We start from the raw sequence: 18,950 nt of genomic DNA on the forward strand, positions 1-18,950 counted from the left end.
AAAACTTCTTCGCTTTACTCAAAACAGAGATGTATCACGGTCAAAGCTTCACTGATGCTGATGAACTGATTGCAAATATCGAAGAATATATAGAGTATTACAATACAAAACGGATTAAGGTGAAATTTAAAGGCCTGACTCCGATAGAATATCGAAATCAGGCCTTGCAAGCCGCTTAACAGAAATGTCCAACTTTATGGGGTCACTTCAGACCGTGGGAACGATAACTCTGTCTTTTTGAGCTTAACTGATAGACATTAGGCTGTTATGTCGCCCTTTCCATACATACCTATCGAGTAATTCCCGCAAGTTTCAACAAGATATTTTCCAACTGATCCCAAGGCATTAGCTGAGAATCAATCACTTCGAGACGAGACTCAAAACCTTGCAAACTCAGTTGATTCACCGACACAACACCGTTTGCTGAGTTGAACACATAACAACCTTGGTCAGTATTCACCACAGCTTTTACACGCTCAGCAGTGAGATCGCTGATCAATGAAAAAAGCGCATCAAAGTTGAAATGATACTCTGCACCAAACAACCAACCACAACTGAAATAACCCTGCCCTTTGTTCTCCTTACGAGCAAAAGGCTGATTTGGACCTAACTGAAACTCAGGTTCCATTTGTGCGTGGTGGTGGTGAGATTCAATATGTGATGATGCGCCACCGTGAACACGTTCAATATCCAAAACTTCAATCGGTAATTGGCCGCGCGTGACCAATTTATGAAACACCTTAGCTGGCGTTTGGTCTGTAACCCAATCATTAAATGTGTCGATATCATCAGCCGTGCACTCATCTACTTTATTGCCGATAATCACATCTGCCGTTTGCAGTTGGTCATTAAAGTTTTGATTCGTGGTGTATTTCTCGATACTCAGATTACGAGGGTCAACTAAGCCAATCGTCGCTTTAAGGTCAACATAAGGTGTGTATTGGTCAGAGGTTAGCGTCGCAATCACCTGTTTTGGGTGTCCAAGCCCGGTCGGTTCGATAATCAAACGATCCGGCTTCTGACGCAGCAAAGCGTTAATACCAACCGACATAGGCACGCCCGCGGTACAACACATACAGCCGCCTGGTACTTCTTTAATCAAAGCACCTTGATCAGACATCATGGCACCATCAATACCAATTTCACCAAACTCATTAACCAGAACCGCCCATTTCTCATTTTCTGGCTTGTTGTTTAGAAGATTCAATATCGTGGTTGTTTTCCCTACTCCGAGAAAACCCGTAATGATATTGGTTGGAACTTTATTCGTCATCGGGATACTCCTTTTGTAAGGAGTATACATAGGAGGCTTCGCGCTTGCTATACGCGCTTTTTTGGAATGACAAAGAGCAGTGCAATGAGTAGCTAGGTACAATGAGCAGATAGGTGTGATAGGACAGAATGCATAAAGGCGCACTGCGGGAGCGCGCCTTATTTCCTCGTTACTCAATCGTGAGTCTGCGGATTCTCTCATCTCTAGTTAGATGCACTTGAATCAATGACGAGGTCAATCGAATAGAATGTTGATTCCTTCCAAATTGTAAGTAAGGCTTTTTTTCACATCCTCCATAAGAAATATTGATAATCGCCTTACGATTTAAATATGGCTCATTTTCTCAGGAATACAAGTGTTCAAACTCATATTATTGGCGATTGTTTTACTTGAATCACTTTTTTGCTTACCTAAATCACGTTTTCGAAAAGTTGCCAAACTTGCTTATTTTCAGTTTGAAATCATATATGCAAATCTAATTTGCAACTTTGCAGCTATAGTTGATTGTGATGCCCAGTATAATCTGGCATTCCTCACATAACGCCAACCATGAGACCCGTTTTAAATGACCAGCAGAGAGACGTTTACGCAAAGTTTTCTAGCAAAAGTTCCAAAAGATGCTATCAACCAGTTTCTCTCTAAAGATAAAACGCCGATCTCAGTTTTGTTTTTGTCTCTTGCGGTTGGTATACTGGCAGGCATTGTCGGCACTTACTTTGAAAAAGCGGTACATTTCGTATCAGAAACTCGTACCGAATGGCTGATTAGTGAAATTGGTAATTTGCTTCCTCTGTGGCTAGCCGCATTTATTATCAGTGCGGCGTTGGCTTTTATCGGTTACTACCTTGTCCACCGTTTTGCACCGGAAGCGGCAGGTTCAGGCATTCCCGAAATTGAAGGGGCAATGGATGGTATCCGCCCTGTACGTTGGTGGCGTGTTATTCCGGTAAAATTCTTTGGTGGCATGGGCGCATTGGGCTCTGGTATGGTGCTAGGACGCGAAGGCCCTACCGTGCAAATGGGCGGTGCTATCGGCCGCATGATTTCGGACGTATTTCGTGTAAAGAGCGAGGACTCTCGCCACTCTCTTCTCGCTTCAGGTGCGGCGGGTGGTTTGGCAGCCGCGTTCAATGCTCCACTTGCCGGCATCATGTTTGTTGTCGAAGAGATGCGCCCTCAATTTCGCTACTCGCTTATTTCAATTAAGGCGGTCATCATTTCTGCGGTATCTGCCAATATTGTGTTTCGTTTGATCAATGGTCAGCATGCTGTTATCAGCATGCCGGAGTATGATGCTCCGGAGTTGAAAGCTCTAGGCTTATTCTTGTTTTTAGGTATGCTATTTGGCATCTTTGGCGTAATTTTCAACCGACTTATCACCCTATCTCAAGACATCTTTGTTCGCATTCACAAAAACCAACGTAAGCGCTATTTGATTACAGGTTCGTTGCTAGGTGGTTTTTTCGGCTTAACTCTGCTCTACGTACCGGAGCTGACTGGCGGAGGTATCAGCTTTATTCCTGATGTGACCAACGGCAACTACAGTGCAACCGTTTTGTTACTGCTATTCATCGGTCGTATTTTTACCACTGTGGTGTGTTTTGGTTCTGGGGCTCCTGGTGGTATCTTTGCACCAATGCTGGCACTCGGCACGCTGTTTGGTTATGCCTTCGGTTTGATGGCGAAAAGTATTTTCCCCGAGTTGGACATTGAACCAGGAATGTTCGCCATTGCAGGTATGGGCGCCTTGTTCTGCGCGACGGTGCGCGCCCCTATTACTGGCATCTTGTTAGTTATTGAAATGACTGGGAATTATAACCTTATTCTTCCACTCATTATTACTGGTTTAGGCGCGGTAATTTTTGCTCAGATGCTGGGCGGACAGCCTATCTACAGCCAGTTACTGAATCGTACCTTGAAAAATGAGAAACTTCGCCAACAAGATTTGCCGCAACAAGAGTAGCATGAGGAACAGAATTTGGTCATTTCGCATATACTCTTCCTACTTGAGTATAGATGTTGCGAATTTGCTGCGTATTTTGTGACAATCACACACATTATTGTCGTACAGACACATAGGAAACTGCTAATATCGCCCCCCACAAACCCGTGGTGGCAGTGTTAGCTTAATTGAAACGCTCGATGACACCATACTACGACGATGTAATGTGGAGTTTTCGTTGAATTGGAATAAGTTTTTTAAAGTACAAGGTGTCCCCCCTTCTCAAGCAGCCCTTGCCTTAGGCATGATTGGCTTAGGTCAAGCGTGGGCGCTCTATTTTCCAGTTGTCGGCGTGACTATTCGACCTTATTTAGCAGCAATGGGTGCAATCTTATTGTTGCCCGTTCTCATTAAATATCTGACTAACTATAAAACCTTTATTGCCGACATCAGCCATCCGCTATCAGGAAGCCTTATGGCGCCAATGAGCATGGCGCTATTAATACTGTGCGACTATTTGGCCGTCATATCCCCATTCATCGCTTACCCAATTTGGGCATTAGCACTGATACTGCATTTGACCATGATGGTTTTATTTTTTGGCTTCCAACTGAAAAACTTCAAGATGTCGAATATAGTCCCTAGCTGGTTTTTATATCCGGTAGGAATGATCAGTAGTTCGCTTGCGGGTACGCAATTTGGCCACAACGTATTTTCAGAAACACTGGTGCAGGTGTGTGTGGCGATTTACTTTATCATGTTGCCAGTTGTACTGTATCGCTTGGTGTTTTTTGGCTCTCTACCACGCAGAGCAAGACCGACGCTGGCAATCATGGCAGCGCCAATAAACTTAACTCTCACGACCTATTTGGTGAATTTCCCACATCCAGACCCTATTCTCACTGGTGCTTTAGCGGGTATAGCAATCACCATGACATTGCTCATTTACCTTTGTTATATACGTTTATTGCGTCTGAAATTTCAACCTTCAATTGCCTCGGTCACTTTCCCATCAGTGATCAGTGCCATCGCTATGCACCGATTAACCACCTTCTTCGCATCAGATTTCCCACACTGGCACTGGCTGCATAATTTTGGCGTCTTAGAGTTAACCATTTCAACGATACTCGTGATTTGGGTGTCAACAGGCTACATCAGAATGTATTGGCCTGAGTATTTCTCAAAAAAAACCTGCTCTTAAAAACCGATTGTTAAAAACTTGGGCAAATAGAAATTATCGGTTGCCACCTTAGTGCGAAAGCCTCAGAATGTCGCACTTTTCGCCAACGGTGATCTTTTACTCGTGGTGAGTGTTATTAAGTAAATTACTGAGAATCAAATATGGGTTTTACCTCGTTAGGTCTATCTGCGCCAATCCTTAAAGCTATTGAAGAAAAAGGATATACAACTCCGTCTCCTATCCAAATGCAGGCGATTCCGGCTGTATTAGCAGGCAAAGATGTCATGGCGGCGGCACAGACAGGTACAGGTAAAACGGCTGGCTTTACTCTGCCTATTTTGCAGCTTTTATCACGAGGCCCCAAAGTGCGTGGGAATCAAGTCCGCGCGCTGGTGCTAACACCGACTCGCGAACTTGCCGCTCAAGTGGGAGAGAATGTCGATACTTATAGCCGTCATCTGCCGCTTTCTAGCGCAGTCGTGTTCGGTGGTGTAAAGATTAACCCGCAAATGTTACGCCTGCGCAAAGGTGCTGACGTATTGGTTGCAACGCCAGGTCGTCTACTGGATTTATACAACCAAAATGCGCTGAAATTCGATCAACTGGAAGTTTTAGTGCTGGATGAAGCTGACCGTATGCTTGATATGGGCTTCATCCGTGATATCCGTAAAATCCTGGACCTATTACCAAAACATCGCCAAAACCTGTTATTTTCAGCAACCTTCTCGGACGAAATTCGCGCACTGGCTAAGACCATGGTAAACAACCCTGTCGAGATCTCAGTCAACCCTGCGAACTCAACAGCAAGAACAGTAGAACAATGCATTTACCCCGCAGACGTGAAGAAAAAAGCGCCTATGCTGGTCAAGCTGATCAACGATGGTAACTGGCAACAAGTACTGGTATTTACTAAAACTAAGCACGGCGCAAACAAACTGTCAGCATTCTTAAATGATAAAGGTATTACTTCAGCACCGATTCACGGCAACAAAAGCCAAAGCGCACGAACTAAAGCGCTCGCCGATTTCAAATCTGGCGAAGTCCGAGTGTTGGTAGCAACCGATATTGCCGCGCGTGGTATTGATATCCCTCAGTTACCTCAAGTCGTGAACTTTGAACTACCCAAAGTAGCCGAAGATTACGTTCACCGCATTGGTCGTACCGGACGTGCTGGCGAAGTGGGTAAAGCCATTACTTTAGTTTCAGCACTTGAAGCTCCAGAGCTGTTTGCGATTGAACGTCTGATCCAACAACTACTGCCACGTATGGAACTGACTGGTTTTGCCCCGACCAATAAAGTGCCTGAGTCTGTTTTAGACACGCGTCCAATGAAGCCGAAAAAACCTAAGAAACCGAAGAAGCCTAAAGCGCCAAATACAGATGGCAAACCAACGGCTAGTAAGGCAAGTAATAACGGTAAACCAAACAAAAGTGATAAACCAAACAGACATGGCAAACCAAATCCAAACGGTAAACCTAGCGTAAACGGCAAGCCAAACGGAAACAGTAAGCCGAATCGCGCTCCGAATCAAAAAGCCAATAAAAAACCCCAATAAAAAAAAGAGTGCAGTTCCCATAGCTGCACTCTTTTTTATTCCGTCTCACTATTATTTCCTTAGAGGAGCCGTTAAGACTCGATCGGAACCACTAAAATATCAATCGATGATTTATTGATAAGATCTCGCGAGTAAGAAACCATATTACTCCAGAAGTCATGATGATGTCCGCAGATCAGTAAATCGTAATCATGCTGATCAATAACTTTTTTAAGTTTGTTACCCAAGCTACCCGTACCCACCCAGAAATGTTTGAGCGGAAAATCGGGAAATTGTTGTTTGGTGTATTGCTGAAAGCTCTGAAGAAGCTGATTGGAATGCTGATTGAGCGGCTTTTGCGTTGGGTCTTGTTGAATGTCAATTAACTGGCTATACACTTCACCAACCGCACCGTCGACATGAATAAATGAGACGTCAGCATCGAAAGTATTTGCCATTGATAGCGCTTTATTGATTAATGCTTTGTTTTCTTCGGTCAGCTCTAGTGCGACTAAGATATGTTGGTATTTCATCACTGCCCCCTCATGCCATTATGACTGTTGAGATCATAGTCTTTAATCAGAAAAAATGTGTCACTGAGATCACACGATTAAAAGTGAACAAGCATTCTAGAAAACTTCTACCCTATTGCTATCAATAGGGTTTTCGTTACATTCGCTGACTAACTGGATTCTGAGTTTGACTGAAGTGATAAATGAAAAATTTCACTGATCGATTCAATAGTTAAAGGCGGTGCGAAGTAGTATCCCTGCACCACCTCACAACCGTATTCGGACAACACATTGAACTGTTCCATGGTTTCAACCCCTTCGGCGACCACCGTCATGTTACAAGAGTCACCAATAGCGATCACCGCTTTCACCAACGTCTGAGTCTGCTCGCTCACTAAAATGTTATCGGTAAAAGATCGATCAATCTTAATTTCAGTAATAGGCAAAGTATGCAAATAGCTTAGCGAAGAATAGCCAGTCCCAAAATCATCTAATGACAGTCCAAAACCATAATGCTTCATGCAATTGAGACGTTCAGCGACAGTAGTCAGGTCTTCCAACAATACATTTTCGGTGATTTCCAATGTTACGCGAGAAATATCAATTCCGACTTCCTGGGCAATTGTAACCAATTTTTCCGGGAAGCTCGCTTCCATCAACTGCTTTGGCGAGATGTTGACGGAAACGCCTATCGCATCAGCACCATTCGGACTGATGAACAGAATATCTTCGCACGCTTTTCGGAACACGAAATAGCCCAGTTCATGAATGACACCAATATCTTCTGCCACTGCGATGAACTTGGTTGGTGAAATTTCGCCTAAGCGTTTGCTGTACCAGCGAGCTAACGCTTCCACACCGATGTTCTTGCCACTTGTCACTCGAACTTGAGGTTGATAGAGCACTTTTATCTCTTGGTATTTCAGTGCTTTTCTTAGTTCATCCTCAATTAAGTAATCCAGTTGAATTTCTTCATTGATCTCATTGTTGTAAAACATCGCACTGCCTTTATGCAGCGCTTTGGATTTATACAAAACGACATCAGCTTTACGAATCAAGGCTTCCGGTTCAGTATCATCCCGCGGGAACATCGCAACACCGATACTGCAGTTGGTGTTAAGCACTTTGCCATCAATGATGAATTTATCCGCAAATAGTCGCTGAATAGCTAACACTTTTTCTCGCGCCGCCATGTCATCGGCTAAATCCGGGAAACAGAAGATAAACTCATCACCGCCAAAACGTGACACACTATCGTGAGGGCCAAGAATACTCTCAAATTTTCGGCTGACAGTTTTCAACAGCTTGTCGCCCGCAGAATGCCCATGCAGATCGTTAATCTTCTTAAAATCATCAACATCAAGCAGCATTACTGCACCACAGCACTGGTGATGAAGCGCATGGTCAATCCCATTATAAATAATGCCGTTAAGCAATAGTCGATTGGGTAGATCTGTTAATGGATCATGCTCGGCAAGATATTTGAGTTTGTCTCGAATCTGTTTAAGTTCGTTAAAGTCCTTACCTATTCGTTCCTGAAAGCGATTAAATCGCTCGCCAATTGCCCTTCCTAGCTTCAGCGACAACGCGATGATGATTAAGGTTGAAACCAAACTTGCGAGCAATACGCGTTTGAGTTCAGCTCGGTTACTGATTTCTACAGCTCGAACATTCTCCGCCAGATACGCTTCAAAACGTTGCACATAAAAGCCAGTACCAATTGTCCAATTCCAACCATCAATCATTTTTAGATAACTGATTTTTTCACCACCACTAGAGGCACCGGGCATGTACCGTGCCATATACTGGGTAAATCCCGATCGATTGGTATCTTGATTTCGAATTTTATTGATTTGAGGGCTCAGCTCGTCAGAGACGTGAGTATTAACCAGGGCAGGCTCTGGGTGAGACAAAACTGTCCCTTTATCATCGATAACAAAAACGTAGTCATTATTACCATATCGGTAGTAGCGAAGCCATTCTAACACTTGATTTTGAATATCTTGCTCAACATCGACAACATAGTCTCCTGTACCGATATACCAACCATACGGTTCAAACAGTTTACCAAAGCCAATTTTCTCATATTGTTCATCAGGGTTTCCATCCGGTCGGCTATACCACCATTGATAGTAAGCTTCACCTCCAGAGGCTTTCATTCTCTCTATATGTTCCTGAACAATGAGAGTTCCGCGAATATCTTTGCTGTTCCAAATGGAATGTCCCTCTAAATGAGGAAACAAGCTGTGCATGACACTAATCCCCTCAGTGTCATAGATAAAGAAGTAGCCTCGGTCATGATTGAAGCGGATTGGTCGTAGTGCCTCGGTAATCATTTTCATCACTTCTGTTTTTGGTTTATCGCGGTGATGTTGATAGATATTGGACGCAATCTTATGCGCTTCATATACCCGATCACGAATTTGCTGTTGCAGTGTGTTGACCGTCATACTTTTGTGTCGATCGATTTGATCAGATATTTGATATATCTGTACTTGGACAATCTGTTTCTGCTGTTCAATCAGATTGTCACGCAAAGACTCACTTTTCTCTTCCGCTTCCATGCGATTGCTTTGAATGAGGATACCATTAACCACGATCGCGAATAACGTCATAACTATTGCAGGAGCATAGCGAATAATATTCAGCAATTTTCTATCATTTAATGGTGTCATCGCTTCCTACTTAAGCGTGTGGTTATCCATTAAGAATAGACAATTTTTACTGGTTTCAAGTGACGAAGATCTAAAGTAATAGAACGAGCAAAATAGCCGTTCTTTAATCGTTATGAATGATGATTAAAGGGACAAAAAGCGAGCTGATGAAATGCAGCCCGCTTTTCAATACGTCATCTGCGATTAAGCAACCAGTTTTATCGAACTGCCAGTTCGAGCCACTTCGACATCTAATCGCAGTGAAATTTGTTCTTTGAGTTCACTAACATGGGAAATAATCCCTATCGTTCGACCGCCCTGCTGCAAATCAATTAGGGTTTGGATAGCCAAATCGAGAGACTCCGGATCCAGACTACCAAAGCCTTCATCAATAAACAGCGTATCAAGGCGAATACCACCACTGTACGACTGAACGACATCAGACAATCCAAGAGCCAGCGAAAGCGCTGCCATAAATGATTCACCACCAGATAAAGTAGCAACGTCCCGCCATTTACCTGTGTAGCCATCTTCCACCATAAGATCCAAGCCTGAACCACTGTTACCTTTTGCACGTTCTTCTTTGCGCTTGAGTAAGTAGCGCCCTTTACTCATCAGTTGCAATCGCTGTGACGCCTGGATCAATACATCATCAAGCAGCACCCCAAGTACAAAGCGATGCAAGCTGACTTTGGCTCCTGTTCTACCATTGGCAATATCGCTTAATGTACCAAACACCTGATAGGCTTTTTCCAACTGTTCATTTTTGGCATAAAGTGCGCTCAGTTTCTGCTGTACCTGATTAAGGCTATCCATTCGAGAGCGGAGCTGAGTGTAGGTTTGCAACGCTTGGTCAACGTGTTGTTGTTTGGTCAGCAATGCCTGCTCTAACGGTTCTAATTCAGGTAACTGCTTGTCTTTTAACTCGCGGTTGATCGACTCAAGCTGAGTTTTGAGCGATGCGCCTTTGTCCTCAAACTGACGAATAGAAGACTCAAGCTCAGCGATGGCTGATTCAATCAACTTAGCATTCAAATAAGCGTGTTGGTTATCAAACACGCTCGCCGATAAGGCACCCAACCATGTTCTTTCAGTCTCGTCCTTCTCTTGCAACCACTGCTTTTGCTGTGTTAATGCGTCACTAAGCGACGATTCAATCGCGGAAAGCTGCTTTTGTACTTCGGCAAACTGTTGCTGAGCGTTCTGTTCTGCTTTTTGCACTTCTTCGATTTGCTTTTTAACCGCGCTATATTGGTTTCTGACTTGCTCGACGTTTTCAAATCCAAAATTTTCAAACCCAGAGCTTTCAAACCCAGAATTGTCGAAACCAGACAAAATGCCTTCGCGCAAAGCAGCCACTTCCGTTTCTAGCACTGTCACCGCATGTTTGCTTTCGGCTGTGCCCGCAATGGCTTTTTCAAGGTTAGTCTTTGTCTGCAACAAACGCCCTTCCAGCGTTTCTAACTGAGATTTCAATACTTGTGGTTGCATTAGCGAAAGGGTCTTGATCTCTTCATCTAACGCTACTTTGCTTTGCTCAAGCTCAGTGAGTTCCGCTATCGATTGCTGTTCAATTTTCGCAACTAACTGAGTGAGTTCACGTTCAAGCAGACCAAAATTGGATAGCGATAACTGATGGTTCTTCAAAGCTTCCAGCTCGTTTGCCGCGCAGCGTTGCTGTTCATCACGGGCATTTTTCACCTCAGCACGAGTAACCACATCACCAGTAAAATTGGCTAAATGAGGATGCTCAACACTTCCGCATACAGGACAAGCGTCACCTTCATTTAACGATTTGGCCAACTCCGCCGCTTGGTTTGTGTGCCAAGTCATTTCTAGCTTATCGGCTTCACGCTTAGCGTTGATTGTTATTTGCTGTGCTTGGTTATAAGCCTTTTCAGCCAACACAACATCTTGTTTTAGCTTGATTTGTTGTTCATTTAATTGGGCGTAGTTTTGGCGAATCTTGATTTGTTCAACTTTTTTTTCTAATGATGAACGCAGTTCAGGTAATGCATAGACATTTTGTAAGGTCTTATCATATTCCTCTCGTTTGGCTTGAATCTCGCTATCTAACGCTTTTAGTTGCTTTTCGAGCTCGTCTTCCCCTATTTTCGTTTTAGCAAAAGCTTGATGAGCGATCGCAAGTGTCTTTTGTTTATCATCTAAGGCGCGATACTTTTTGCCAATTTCTTCGAGTTGATAAAGCTGTTGAGAGAGTTCTGGAACAATTTGCGCTTGCTGAGCCGCGAGCTTCAAATCCGTTTCATTTTTTTCAAACTGAAGCTTAATTTGCAAAGTTTGCTGCTGCTTTTCTGCAACGCTTTTTGTTGCTTGTTCAAACTGCTTTGTGGCACTGACCCATTGGTTGAATGGCAGATCTAAAGTAAGCGCTTGTCTGGCTTGTGCTCTTTTCTGGCGCAATAGTTCAATGCCCGACAATTGTGACTGGTGTTCAGCAACGGCTTTTTCAATCTCATTTTTTTGGGCAAATTTTTGTTTGAGTTCCAACGCCAAGTTGCGCAGTGTCTTTGCTTCATCCCGTTGCTGTTGCAACGTTTGATAAGCCAGTTCACTTTGTTTTACCTCTGGCTCTAACTTGCTTTGTTCTGCCTTCAGCTCTTCTTCACAAGAGACGGAGACCACATTCAATGCACCTTTGATCTGGTTATCAAAATCGTCTTTCTCTTTTCTAATGCCCGCAGCTTTGTCAAAAAGAGCTCGTTCAATTTGCGTATAAATCTGCGTTTGGAATAGCTGACCAAAGATTTGCTCACGCTCTTTAGAGTTCGCAATCAACAGCTCTCGAAACTGCCCCTGTGGTATCACCATCACCTGACGAAACTGCTTCACATCTAAGCCAATCAAATCCACCATAGCCTTGCCCACTGGATTCGGTCTGTTAGCTAACAGTTTCTGCTCGCCATTAACCAACTCCACCAGCGTTGCTGAGTGGGTTTTCTTGGTTGTGCCTTCGCCTCGTTTTTTCGGCATTTCCTGATCTGGGCTGCGAGTAACGAGATAGACTCTACCTGCCAGTTCAAACTCGAACTCAATTTCCGTCAACAGCTCTGTATCGGCATAATCACAACGCATTTGATCGCCGGTACGTTCGCTGCCTGTGGTTTCACCATATAAGGCAAAACAGATCGCATCGAGAATCGAGCTTTTCCCTGCTCCTGTGGGCCCATTAATTAAAAATAGCGGTGAAGCACCAAGGCTGGTGAAATCCACCACTTCTTTGCCAGCAAAAGGGCCAAAAGCCTGAATCGATAATCGGACTGGGCGCATCTTATTCCCCCTGCTTCAATGACTGGATAACCGCACTGACGACTTGTTCTTGTGCTTCGGTTAATGCTGCTTGTTTGGCTTCGAGGAAGAAGTCTTTGAACATCTCCATTTCTCCGCGCGCCAGACGTGCTTTGCCCATTTCCTGATCCACGCCAATCAGCATGCCCGGTTTTTCAAGATGCAGCGCATTTGGGTAAACCTTTCGCAGCTTTTCCATAGGGTCAAGAATGGCGTGTTTATCTTGCAGTCTAACCAGTAAATAGTCGTGACTGTTTGGGTCTGTTTTGCCCTGTTGCAGAATCTGCTCTAACTCACCTTCGATAATGCGCATATTATGAGGAGCATTAAGCGGTACTTGAGTTGCTGATACAAAACCGTCTTTGTTCAGTTCTACCAAGGTCATGGCTTTCTTATGGTGTTGTTCACTGAAGCTGTACTTCATCAGTGAACCCGAATAGCGGATGTAATCGGTGCCTTTCATCTGCGGCTGATGCAAATGACCAAGAGCAACATAATCGAAGGATAAAAAATGTTCGTGGCTGACTCTGTCGGAGCCACCAATGGAGAGTGGGCGCTCTGATTCAGATTCGATCGCACCATCAACAAAGCAGTGACTTACCAACACCTTGCGTTGCGACGATTTAAACTGCTCGGCAATTAAGCCACAAAGGTGTTGATGCGCTTCATCGTGAGTGCTGACTTCATCAGTTTGATAATAGTGGCGCACCAGCTCAGGATCGTTATAAGGCATGGCATAAAAAGCGACTTCACCAGCCTGTTCACTCGTGAGCACCACCGGTTCAAGCATCTGCTTAAAGTCGGCAATGATGTGCAAACCAGACTGCTTCATCTGTTTGGCCGCAAAACCTAGCCGCTTGGCTCCATCATGGTTGCCCGGAATCACAATCATAGGCACACCAAGCTCACCGCAAATTTGCGTGACGACGTCATCTAACAATTCGATAGCCAGCGTCGGCGGTATCGAGCGATCATATACATCACCCGCCACCACGAGCGCATCTACTGGATTGTGTTTGATGTAAGCAACAATTTGTGAGAGTACGTGTCTTTGATCGTCAAGTAGCGACACATTATGAAACTGACGGCCAAGATGCCAATCTGAGGTGTGAAGAAACTTCATGCCTTTCCTGTACAACGAGCAATAATGGCTAATCATACCCGTTTTAATCGTAAATGTGGCATGCAAAGAAAAAGTTTGAGAAATATCTAACCCTTTGCTTCTGGATCAAAGGGTTATCTAATTAACAACGAACTTTCAAACGGCGTGGAACCAACTCAACACCTGCCTGATAACGCTTCGCTGACGCATTAAGTGCAAGCGCTAATGCGCTGTCAGCAATCACTTCAAATTGTTGTGGTAATGAGTTGACCTTCATTGGCAGGAAGTCCAACAAACGGTTGTCACCAAATGTGGCCAAGCGAATGTTTTTAAGCACAGCAGGATGCTCCATTAGCACATCCAAAATACCTTCTAATAAGGTATAAGAGGTTGCCACAATCGCATCTGGCAACCGTTCTTTTTTTACCCATTGTTCAAGCACTCGGCGACCTTCTTCACGGTTAAAGTGTTCGCCATAGCCCAACATAAATTGACGTTGATTTGATTTCACCGCCGACTCAAAACCGAGCTGACGCTCTTGAGAAATATTCAGTTCTGGCAACGCGCCAATCAGTCCTACCGTTTTGACCTCTTCTGTTAGCAGTGAAGACGTTAAGTCATAAGCGGCGCCATAATCTTCACTGATCACGCAGGCAAAGTATTCATCATCCAACGGACGGTCAATCGCGATGACCGGAGTACCTAAATTCTGCATTTTTAAGTAGAACTCACTGGCGTTTGGAATCGAGCTAGCCACGAAAAGTGCATCGATACGACGTGACACTAATGCCTCAGCAGCACTGATTTCGGTTTCAGGATCATCATCAGAGCAGGCAATCAAAATCTGATAACCCGCTTGGCGCGAATTTTGCTCGATAAGCTTGGCTAATCTGGCGTAACTGGTGTTCTCTAAATCTGGAATGATCAAACCAAACGAACGACTGTTACCTGCTCTTAATGCCGATGCTGCATGGTCTGGTCGATAGTTGTATTCATTGACCACAGCCATCACTTTCTGCTGCGTTTTTTCGCTAATACGGTACTTTTGGGCTTTGCCATTAATCACATAGCTTGCCGTCGTTTTCGAAACTCCAGCTAATTTCGCGATTTCATCTAGTGTCATATCAATTGCTCTATTTATGTGCGTCGGATCATAGAAACAATTTTTCGATCCTCATTGGAGTTGAATTATACGCTGAATCGATTCAGTATAAAAGCTGAAAGGATTCAGCAAAGTTGGGAATTGATAGCGATATCAATATTTTCAGAAAAATCCCAATAATCAGTAGGAACTGCCACCTGATTTTTCCACGCTTTGTTTTCATTAACAGGCGATTTTAAAAAGGTGACTGGTAACTTTAAGATGATTAGCAGCTTTGCTGAATTTTTTTGGACTAATAGCTGAATCGTTTCAGCCGTATCAGTCAGTGTAAATTAAGTAGTTAAATAAAAGTTAACTACAATGAAAAAGAATTAGAAATAATCTTGTCGAACTACGACAAAAGAAGGGGCAAACAATGCTGCAATTAACCACTCAAAACATTCAACTTGCTCAAGCTCATGCGAACAAGTTGGACGCTATTCGCGCTATCGCTGCCGACCTCACGCAAAAAGGCTTAGTCGATAGTGGCTATGTTGACGGTATGCTCAACCGTGAAGCTCAAAACTCTACGTTTCTGGGTAACGGTATTGCTATTCCGCACGGTACAACTGACACACGTGATTTAGTGAAACAAACTGGCGTTGCCGTTCACCACTTCCCTAACGGCGTTAACTGGGGTGACGACAACACGGTTTATGTTGCGATTGGTATCGCGGCGAAATCTGATGAGCACCTTGGCATCCTAAAGCAGCTCACAAAAGTGCTTTCCGCTGATGGCGTAGAAGAGAAACTGAAACAAGCGAAATCGGCCAATGACATCATTGCTTTATTAAATGGTGAAGTTCAATTCGAAGCTGATTTTGATGCTTCGCTGATTCAGCTGCTATTCCCTGCAAGCGACATGGTGCAAATGAGCGCTGTCGCTGGCGGCTTATTGAAAAATACTGGCTGTGCGGATTCTGAATTCGTTGCTGATTTAGTGACCAAAAAGCCCGCTCACCTAGGCAAAGGTCTATGGGTGGTGAGCAGCGATAAAGCGGTGAAGCGTACCGGTATGTCTTTCGTATCAACAGCGAATCATTGTGAATATGAAGGTCTGCCAGTGAAAGCACTTGTTGCCTTCGCCGCATGCAACAACGCACACCAAAACATGCTTAACACACTGTCACAAAAAGTATTTGTTGGCGAACAGGAAGCATTTTTGAAAGCCAATGTGGATCAACTGCTTGATCTATTTAGCAACGAAGCACAACAAGACGCACCTGTTGAGTCTGCGGGTGAGAACGTTGCTGTATTTAAGATCAAAAACTCTCACGGTTTGCATGCTCGCCCGGGCGCTATGCTGGTTGCTGAAGCGAAGAAATTTGAATCCGCCATTAAGGTTTCAAACCTTGATGGTGACGGTAAATCGGTCAACGCTAAAAGCCTGATGAAAGTGATTGCTCTGGGCGTTAAGCATGGTCAACAACTTCAGTTCACGGCTGAAGGTCCTGATGCAGCTAGAGCATTGGAATCTATCGGTGCTGCGATCAACGCAGGTTTAGGTGAAGGTTAAGGAGCGACTTATGACAACCAATAAAGTCGTTACCGTCACCTTAAATCCAGCGCTCGATCTAACTGGCAGCTTAAATACGCTAAACGTGGGTACCGTGAGCCTTGTTAATAAAGGTTCACTCCACGCAGCAGGTAAAGGTGTCAACGTAGCAAAAGTGCTGAGTGACCTTGGCGCAGAGGTAACTGTTACCGGTTTCCTTGGCAAAGACAACCAAGAGATGTTCTGCCAACTGTTTGCAGAGATGGGCGCACACGATGAGTTCATCCGCATTCAGGGTTCAACCCGCATCAACGTTAAACTTGTTGAAGCGAATGGTGAAGTGAGTGACATCAATTTCCCTGGCATCAAAGTAACCGAACAAGATATTGCAGCGTTTGAAGAAACATTACTTCGCCTTGCACAAGACCATGATTATTTCGTGCTGGCGGGAAGCTTGCCAACAGGCGTGTCTCCAAGCTTATGTGCTTCTTGGATCGAAAAACTGCATTCGCTAGGCAAACGTGTTCTGTTTGACAGCAGTCGTGATGCCCTTGCAGCAGGTTTAAATGCTCATCCTTGGCTAATTAAGCCAAACGATGAAGAACTGTCTCAGTTTGTTGGTCGTGAATTATCCACACCACAAGAGTGTCGTACAGCCGCAGCGCAACTGGCTGAGAAAGGTATCGAAAACATCGTTGTTTCGATGGGAGCCAACGGAACCATGTGGCTCAACCAAGGACAATGGCTTCATGCAAAACCACCACGTATGGCTGTTGTTAGCACTGTTGGTGCTGGTGACACTCTAGTTGCTGGGCTTTGTTGGGGACATATGCAAAACATGGATAAAGCATCTTTAATCACATTCGCAACAGCGCTGTCTGCCCTGGCAGTAACGCAGGTTGGTGTTGGTGTGACTTCAGACACTCAATTAACCACCCTACAAAAAGAAATCCAATTACAACCAGTTGATACTTTTACAGTATCTAACGATTAAGGACAAAAGGTCGTACTATGAATATTGCTATTATCACTGCATGTCCTAGCGGCGTTGCAAACAGCATTATCGCTGCCGGACTGCTTGAACAAGCGGCTAAATCACTGAACTGGACTTCCGTTGTGGAATGTCACTCTTCGGTGATTGAAGGCTACACACTGACTGATGCAGACATCAGCAGTGCTGAGGTCGTTATCGTAGCAGCCAATACCCCCGTTGATACCTCTCGCTTTGTGGGTAAAAAAGTCTACCAAAGCGACATTTCTGCTTGCACAACTAATCCAACCGTGTATTTAAAAGCGGCCGTTGAACAAGCTTCCGAGCTTAGCGCAAACGCAGCAACCACTTCACCAGCGGCTCCAGTCGCTAGTGCGAAGAAGATCGTTGCGATTACCGCTTGCCCAACCGGTGTTGCACACACATTCATGGCTGCTGAAGCTTTGGAAAACACAGGGGCTCGTCTTGGTCACCAAGTCAAAGTTGAAACTCGTGGTTCTGTTGGCGCTAAAAACCAACTGACTGCTCAAGAGATTGCTGATGCCGATCTCGTTATCATTGCAGCAGATATCGACGTTCCACTAGACCGTTTCAACGGCAAAAAACTGTACAAAACCAGTACCGGTCTTGCGTTGAAGAAAACCGAACAAGAGATCAACAACGCATTCGAAAAAGCAACGGTTTACACTCAAGCTGAAGCATCGAAAAGCGCAGAAGCCACTGGCGAGAAAAAAGGCGTGTACAAACACTTAATGACGGGTGTTTCACACATGCTACCAGTAGTGGTTGCAGGTGGCTTGATCATCGCACTTTCTTTCGTATTCGGTATTGAAGCGTTTAAAGAGCAAGGCACTCTAGCCGCGGCATTGATGACTATTGGTGGTGGCTCAGCATTCGCTCTTATGATCCCTGTTCTTGCTGGCTTTATCGCGTTCTCAATCGCTGACCGTCCTGGACTTGCACCGGGCCTAATCGGCGGTATGTTAGCCAGCTCTACTGGCGCAGGTTTCCTTGGTGGTATTGTTGCCGGTTTCTTAGCCGGTTACAGTGCAAAATTCCTTGCAGATAAAGTGTCACTACCTCAGTCAATGGAAGCTCTGAAACCAATTTTGATCATTCCTTTCATCGCCAGCTTAGTGACCGGTTTGATCATGGTCTATGTTGTGGGTGGTCCTGTATCAAGCATCATGACAGCAATGACAACCTTCCTGAACGACATGGGCTCAGCTAACGCAGTGCTACTGGGTATCATCCTTGGCGCAATGATGTGTTTCGACCTTGGTGGTCCAGTAAACAAAGCAGCGTATACCTTCGGTGTTGGTCTACTTGCTTCTCAAACTTACGCGCCAATGGCCGCTATCATGGCAGCGGGTATGGTTCCGGCTCTGGGTATGGGTTTAGCCACTTTTCTTGCTAAAGATAAGTTTGAACCAAGTGAGCGCGAAGCAGGTAAAGCATCATTCGTACTTGGTCTCTGCTTCATCTCTGAAGGTGCTATCCCATTTGCAGCAAAAGATCCAATGCGTGTTATCCCAGCGTGTATGGCAGGTGGTGCATTAACTGGTGCTCTATCCATGCTATTCGGTGCGAAACTTATGGCTCCACACGGCGGTCTGTTTGTACTAGCCATCCCAGGAGCTATCACTCCAGTATTTATGTACCTAGTCGCTATCGCAGCCGGTACAGCAGTAACAGGTTTCGGCTATGCATTCTTTAAAGCACGTGCGACAGAGAAATCAACGGTAGCAACGGCTTAAATATCTATAACTAAAAAGGGTCTATACCTATTGAGGTTAGACCCTTTTTTTACGATTTA

At 44.6% G+C, this 18,950-nt stretch carries 13 protein-coding genes; 7 read left to right on the top strand and 6 right to left on the bottom strand.

From position 1 onward, the window contains the following. Window positions 1–179: IS3 family transposase (locus ACK5MF_RS02500; RefSeq protein WP_416919125.1), on the top strand; the 179-nt coding region annotated here is incomplete at its 5' end. Between the two features lie 110 nt (window positions 180–289). Here ACK5MF_RS02500 and ACK5MF_RS02505 read toward each other — a convergent pair. Continuing rightward, window positions 290–1,273: a CobW family GTP-binding protein gene (locus ACK5MF_RS02505; protein WP_416919053.1), complete on the bottom strand. Its 984-nt coding sequence runs from the start codon at window positions 1,271–1,273 to the stop codon at window positions 290–292. A gap of 565 nt (window positions 1,274–1,838) precedes the next feature. On the opposite strand from ACK5MF_RS02505, the gene clcA reads away from it, so the two are divergent. From clcA to ACK5MF_RS02520, 3 genes are all read left to right on the top strand, one after another. Further along, on the top strand, window positions 1,839–3,236 hold the full coding sequence (gene clcA, locus ACK5MF_RS02510) for a H(+)/Cl(-) exchange transporter ClcA (RefSeq protein WP_416919055.1): 1,398 nt from the start codon (window positions 1,839–1,841) through the stop codon (window positions 3,234–3,236). A gap of 217 nt (window positions 3,237–3,453) precedes the next feature. Further along, window positions 3,454–4,416 carry a TDT family transporter gene (locus ACK5MF_RS02515; protein ID WP_416919057.1) on the top strand — a complete coding sequence of 321 codons (963 nt, stop codon included), beginning with the start codon at window positions 3,454–3,456 and terminating at the stop codon, window positions 4,414–4,416. Window positions 4,417–4,556: 140 nt separating this feature from the next. Beyond that, entirely contained in the window at window positions 4,557–5,951 is a 1,395-nt protein-coding gene (locus ACK5MF_RS02520) for a DEAD/DEAH box helicase (RefSeq protein WP_416919059.1), read from the top strand. A 71-nt stretch (window positions 5,952–6,022) separates the two neighbouring features. Here the strand turns inward: ACK5MF_RS02520 and ACK5MF_RS02525 are convergent, their stop codons facing one another. From ACK5MF_RS02525 to cra, 5 genes are all read right to left on the bottom strand, one after another. After that, a complete protein-coding gene (locus ACK5MF_RS02525; RefSeq protein ID WP_416919061.1) occupies window positions 6,023–6,463 on the bottom strand; it encodes a universal stress protein in 441 nt (146 codons plus the stop codon). Between the two features lie 149 nt (window positions 6,464–6,612). Further along, window positions 6,613–9,117: a cache domain-containing protein gene (locus ACK5MF_RS02530; RefSeq protein WP_416919063.1), complete on the bottom strand. Its 2,505-nt coding sequence runs from the start codon at window positions 9,115–9,117 to the stop codon at window positions 6,613–6,615. 183 nt (window positions 9,118–9,300) lie between these two features. Next, window positions 9,301–12,387: an AAA family ATPase gene (locus ACK5MF_RS02535; protein WP_416919065.1), complete on the bottom strand. Its 3,087-nt coding sequence runs from the start codon at window positions 12,385–12,387 to the stop codon at window positions 9,301–9,303. A gap of 1 nt (window position 12,388) precedes the next feature. Further along, window positions 12,389–13,528: an exonuclease SbcCD subunit D gene (locus ACK5MF_RS02540; protein ID WP_416919066.1), complete on the bottom strand. Its 1,140-nt coding sequence runs from the start codon at window positions 13,526–13,528 to the stop codon at window positions 12,389–12,391. 121 nt (window positions 13,529–13,649) lie between these two features. Further along, window positions 13,650–14,630: a catabolite repressor/activator gene (gene cra, locus ACK5MF_RS02545; RefSeq protein ID WP_416919068.1), complete on the bottom strand. Its 981-nt coding sequence runs from the start codon at window positions 14,628–14,630 to the stop codon at window positions 13,650–13,652. Window positions 14,631–15,024: 394 nt separating this feature from the next. Between cra and fruB the strand changes: the two genes are divergently transcribed. The 3 genes from fruB to fruA are packed head-to-tail and all read left to right on the top strand — an operon-like array spanning window position 15,025 to window position 18,891. Beyond that, on the top strand, window positions 15,025–16,164 hold the full coding sequence (fruB, locus tag ACK5MF_RS02550; RefSeq protein WP_416919070.1) for a fused PTS fructose transporter subunit IIA/HPr protein: 1,140 nt from the start codon (window positions 15,025–15,027) through the stop codon (window positions 16,162–16,164). A 10-nt stretch (window positions 16,165–16,174) separates the two neighbouring features. Next, entirely contained in the window at window positions 16,175–17,137 is a 963-nt protein-coding gene (pfkB, locus tag ACK5MF_RS02555; protein WP_416919073.1) for a 1-phosphofructokinase, read from the top strand. Between the two features lie 17 nt (window positions 17,138–17,154). Beyond that, window positions 17,155–18,891 (top strand): PTS fructose transporter subunit IIBC, encoded by a 1,737-nt coding sequence (fruA, locus tag ACK5MF_RS02560; protein WP_416919075.1) that lies wholly within the window; start codon window positions 17,155–17,157, stop codon window positions 18,889–18,891. Window positions 18,892–18,950: the final 59 nt, after the last annotated feature.

Source organism: Vibrio sp., assembly GCF_047973365.1.
Classification (GTDB): Bacteria; Pseudomonadota; Gammaproteobacteria; order Enterobacterales; family Vibrionaceae; genus Vibrio.

Coding starts and splice junctions, on each gene's coding strand:
- pfkB (WP_416919073.1), top strand. CDS start 16,175: ATGACAACCAATAAAGTCGTTACCGTCACCTTAAATCCAGCGCTCGAT.
- ACK5MF_RS02540 (WP_416919066.1), bottom strand. CDS start 13,528: ATGAAGTTTCTTCACACCTCAGATTGGCATCTTGGCCGTCAGTTTCAT.
- fruB (WP_416919070.1), top strand. CDS start 15,025: ATGCTGCAATTAACCACTCAAAACATTCAACTTGCTCAAGCTCATGCG.
- ACK5MF_RS02505 (WP_416919053.1), bottom strand. CDS start 1,273: ATGACGAATAAAGTTCCAACCAATATCATTACGGGTTTTCTCGGAGTA.
- cra (WP_416919068.1), bottom strand. CDS start 14,630: ATGACACTAGATGAAATCGCGAAATTAGCTGGAGTTTCGAAAACGACG.
- ACK5MF_RS02520 (WP_416919059.1), top strand. CDS start 4,557: ATGGGTTTTACCTCGTTAGGTCTATCTGCGCCAATCCTTAAAGCTATT.
- ACK5MF_RS02525 (WP_416919061.1), bottom strand. CDS start 6,463: ATGAAATACCAACATATCTTAGTCGCACTAGAGCTGACCGAAGAAAAC.
- clcA (WP_416919055.1), top strand. CDS start 1,839: ATGACCAGCAGAGAGACGTTTACGCAAAGTTTTCTAGCAAAAGTTCCA.
- ACK5MF_RS02535 (WP_416919065.1), bottom strand. CDS start 12,387: ATGCGCCCAGTCCGATTATCGATTCAGGCTTTTGGCCCTTTTGCTGGC.
- fruA (WP_416919075.1), top strand. CDS start 17,155: ATGAATATTGCTATTATCACTGCATGTCCTAGCGGCGTTGCAAACAGC.
- ACK5MF_RS02530 (WP_416919063.1), bottom strand. CDS start 9,117: ATGACACCATTAAATGATAGAAAATTGCTGAATATTATTCGCTATGCT.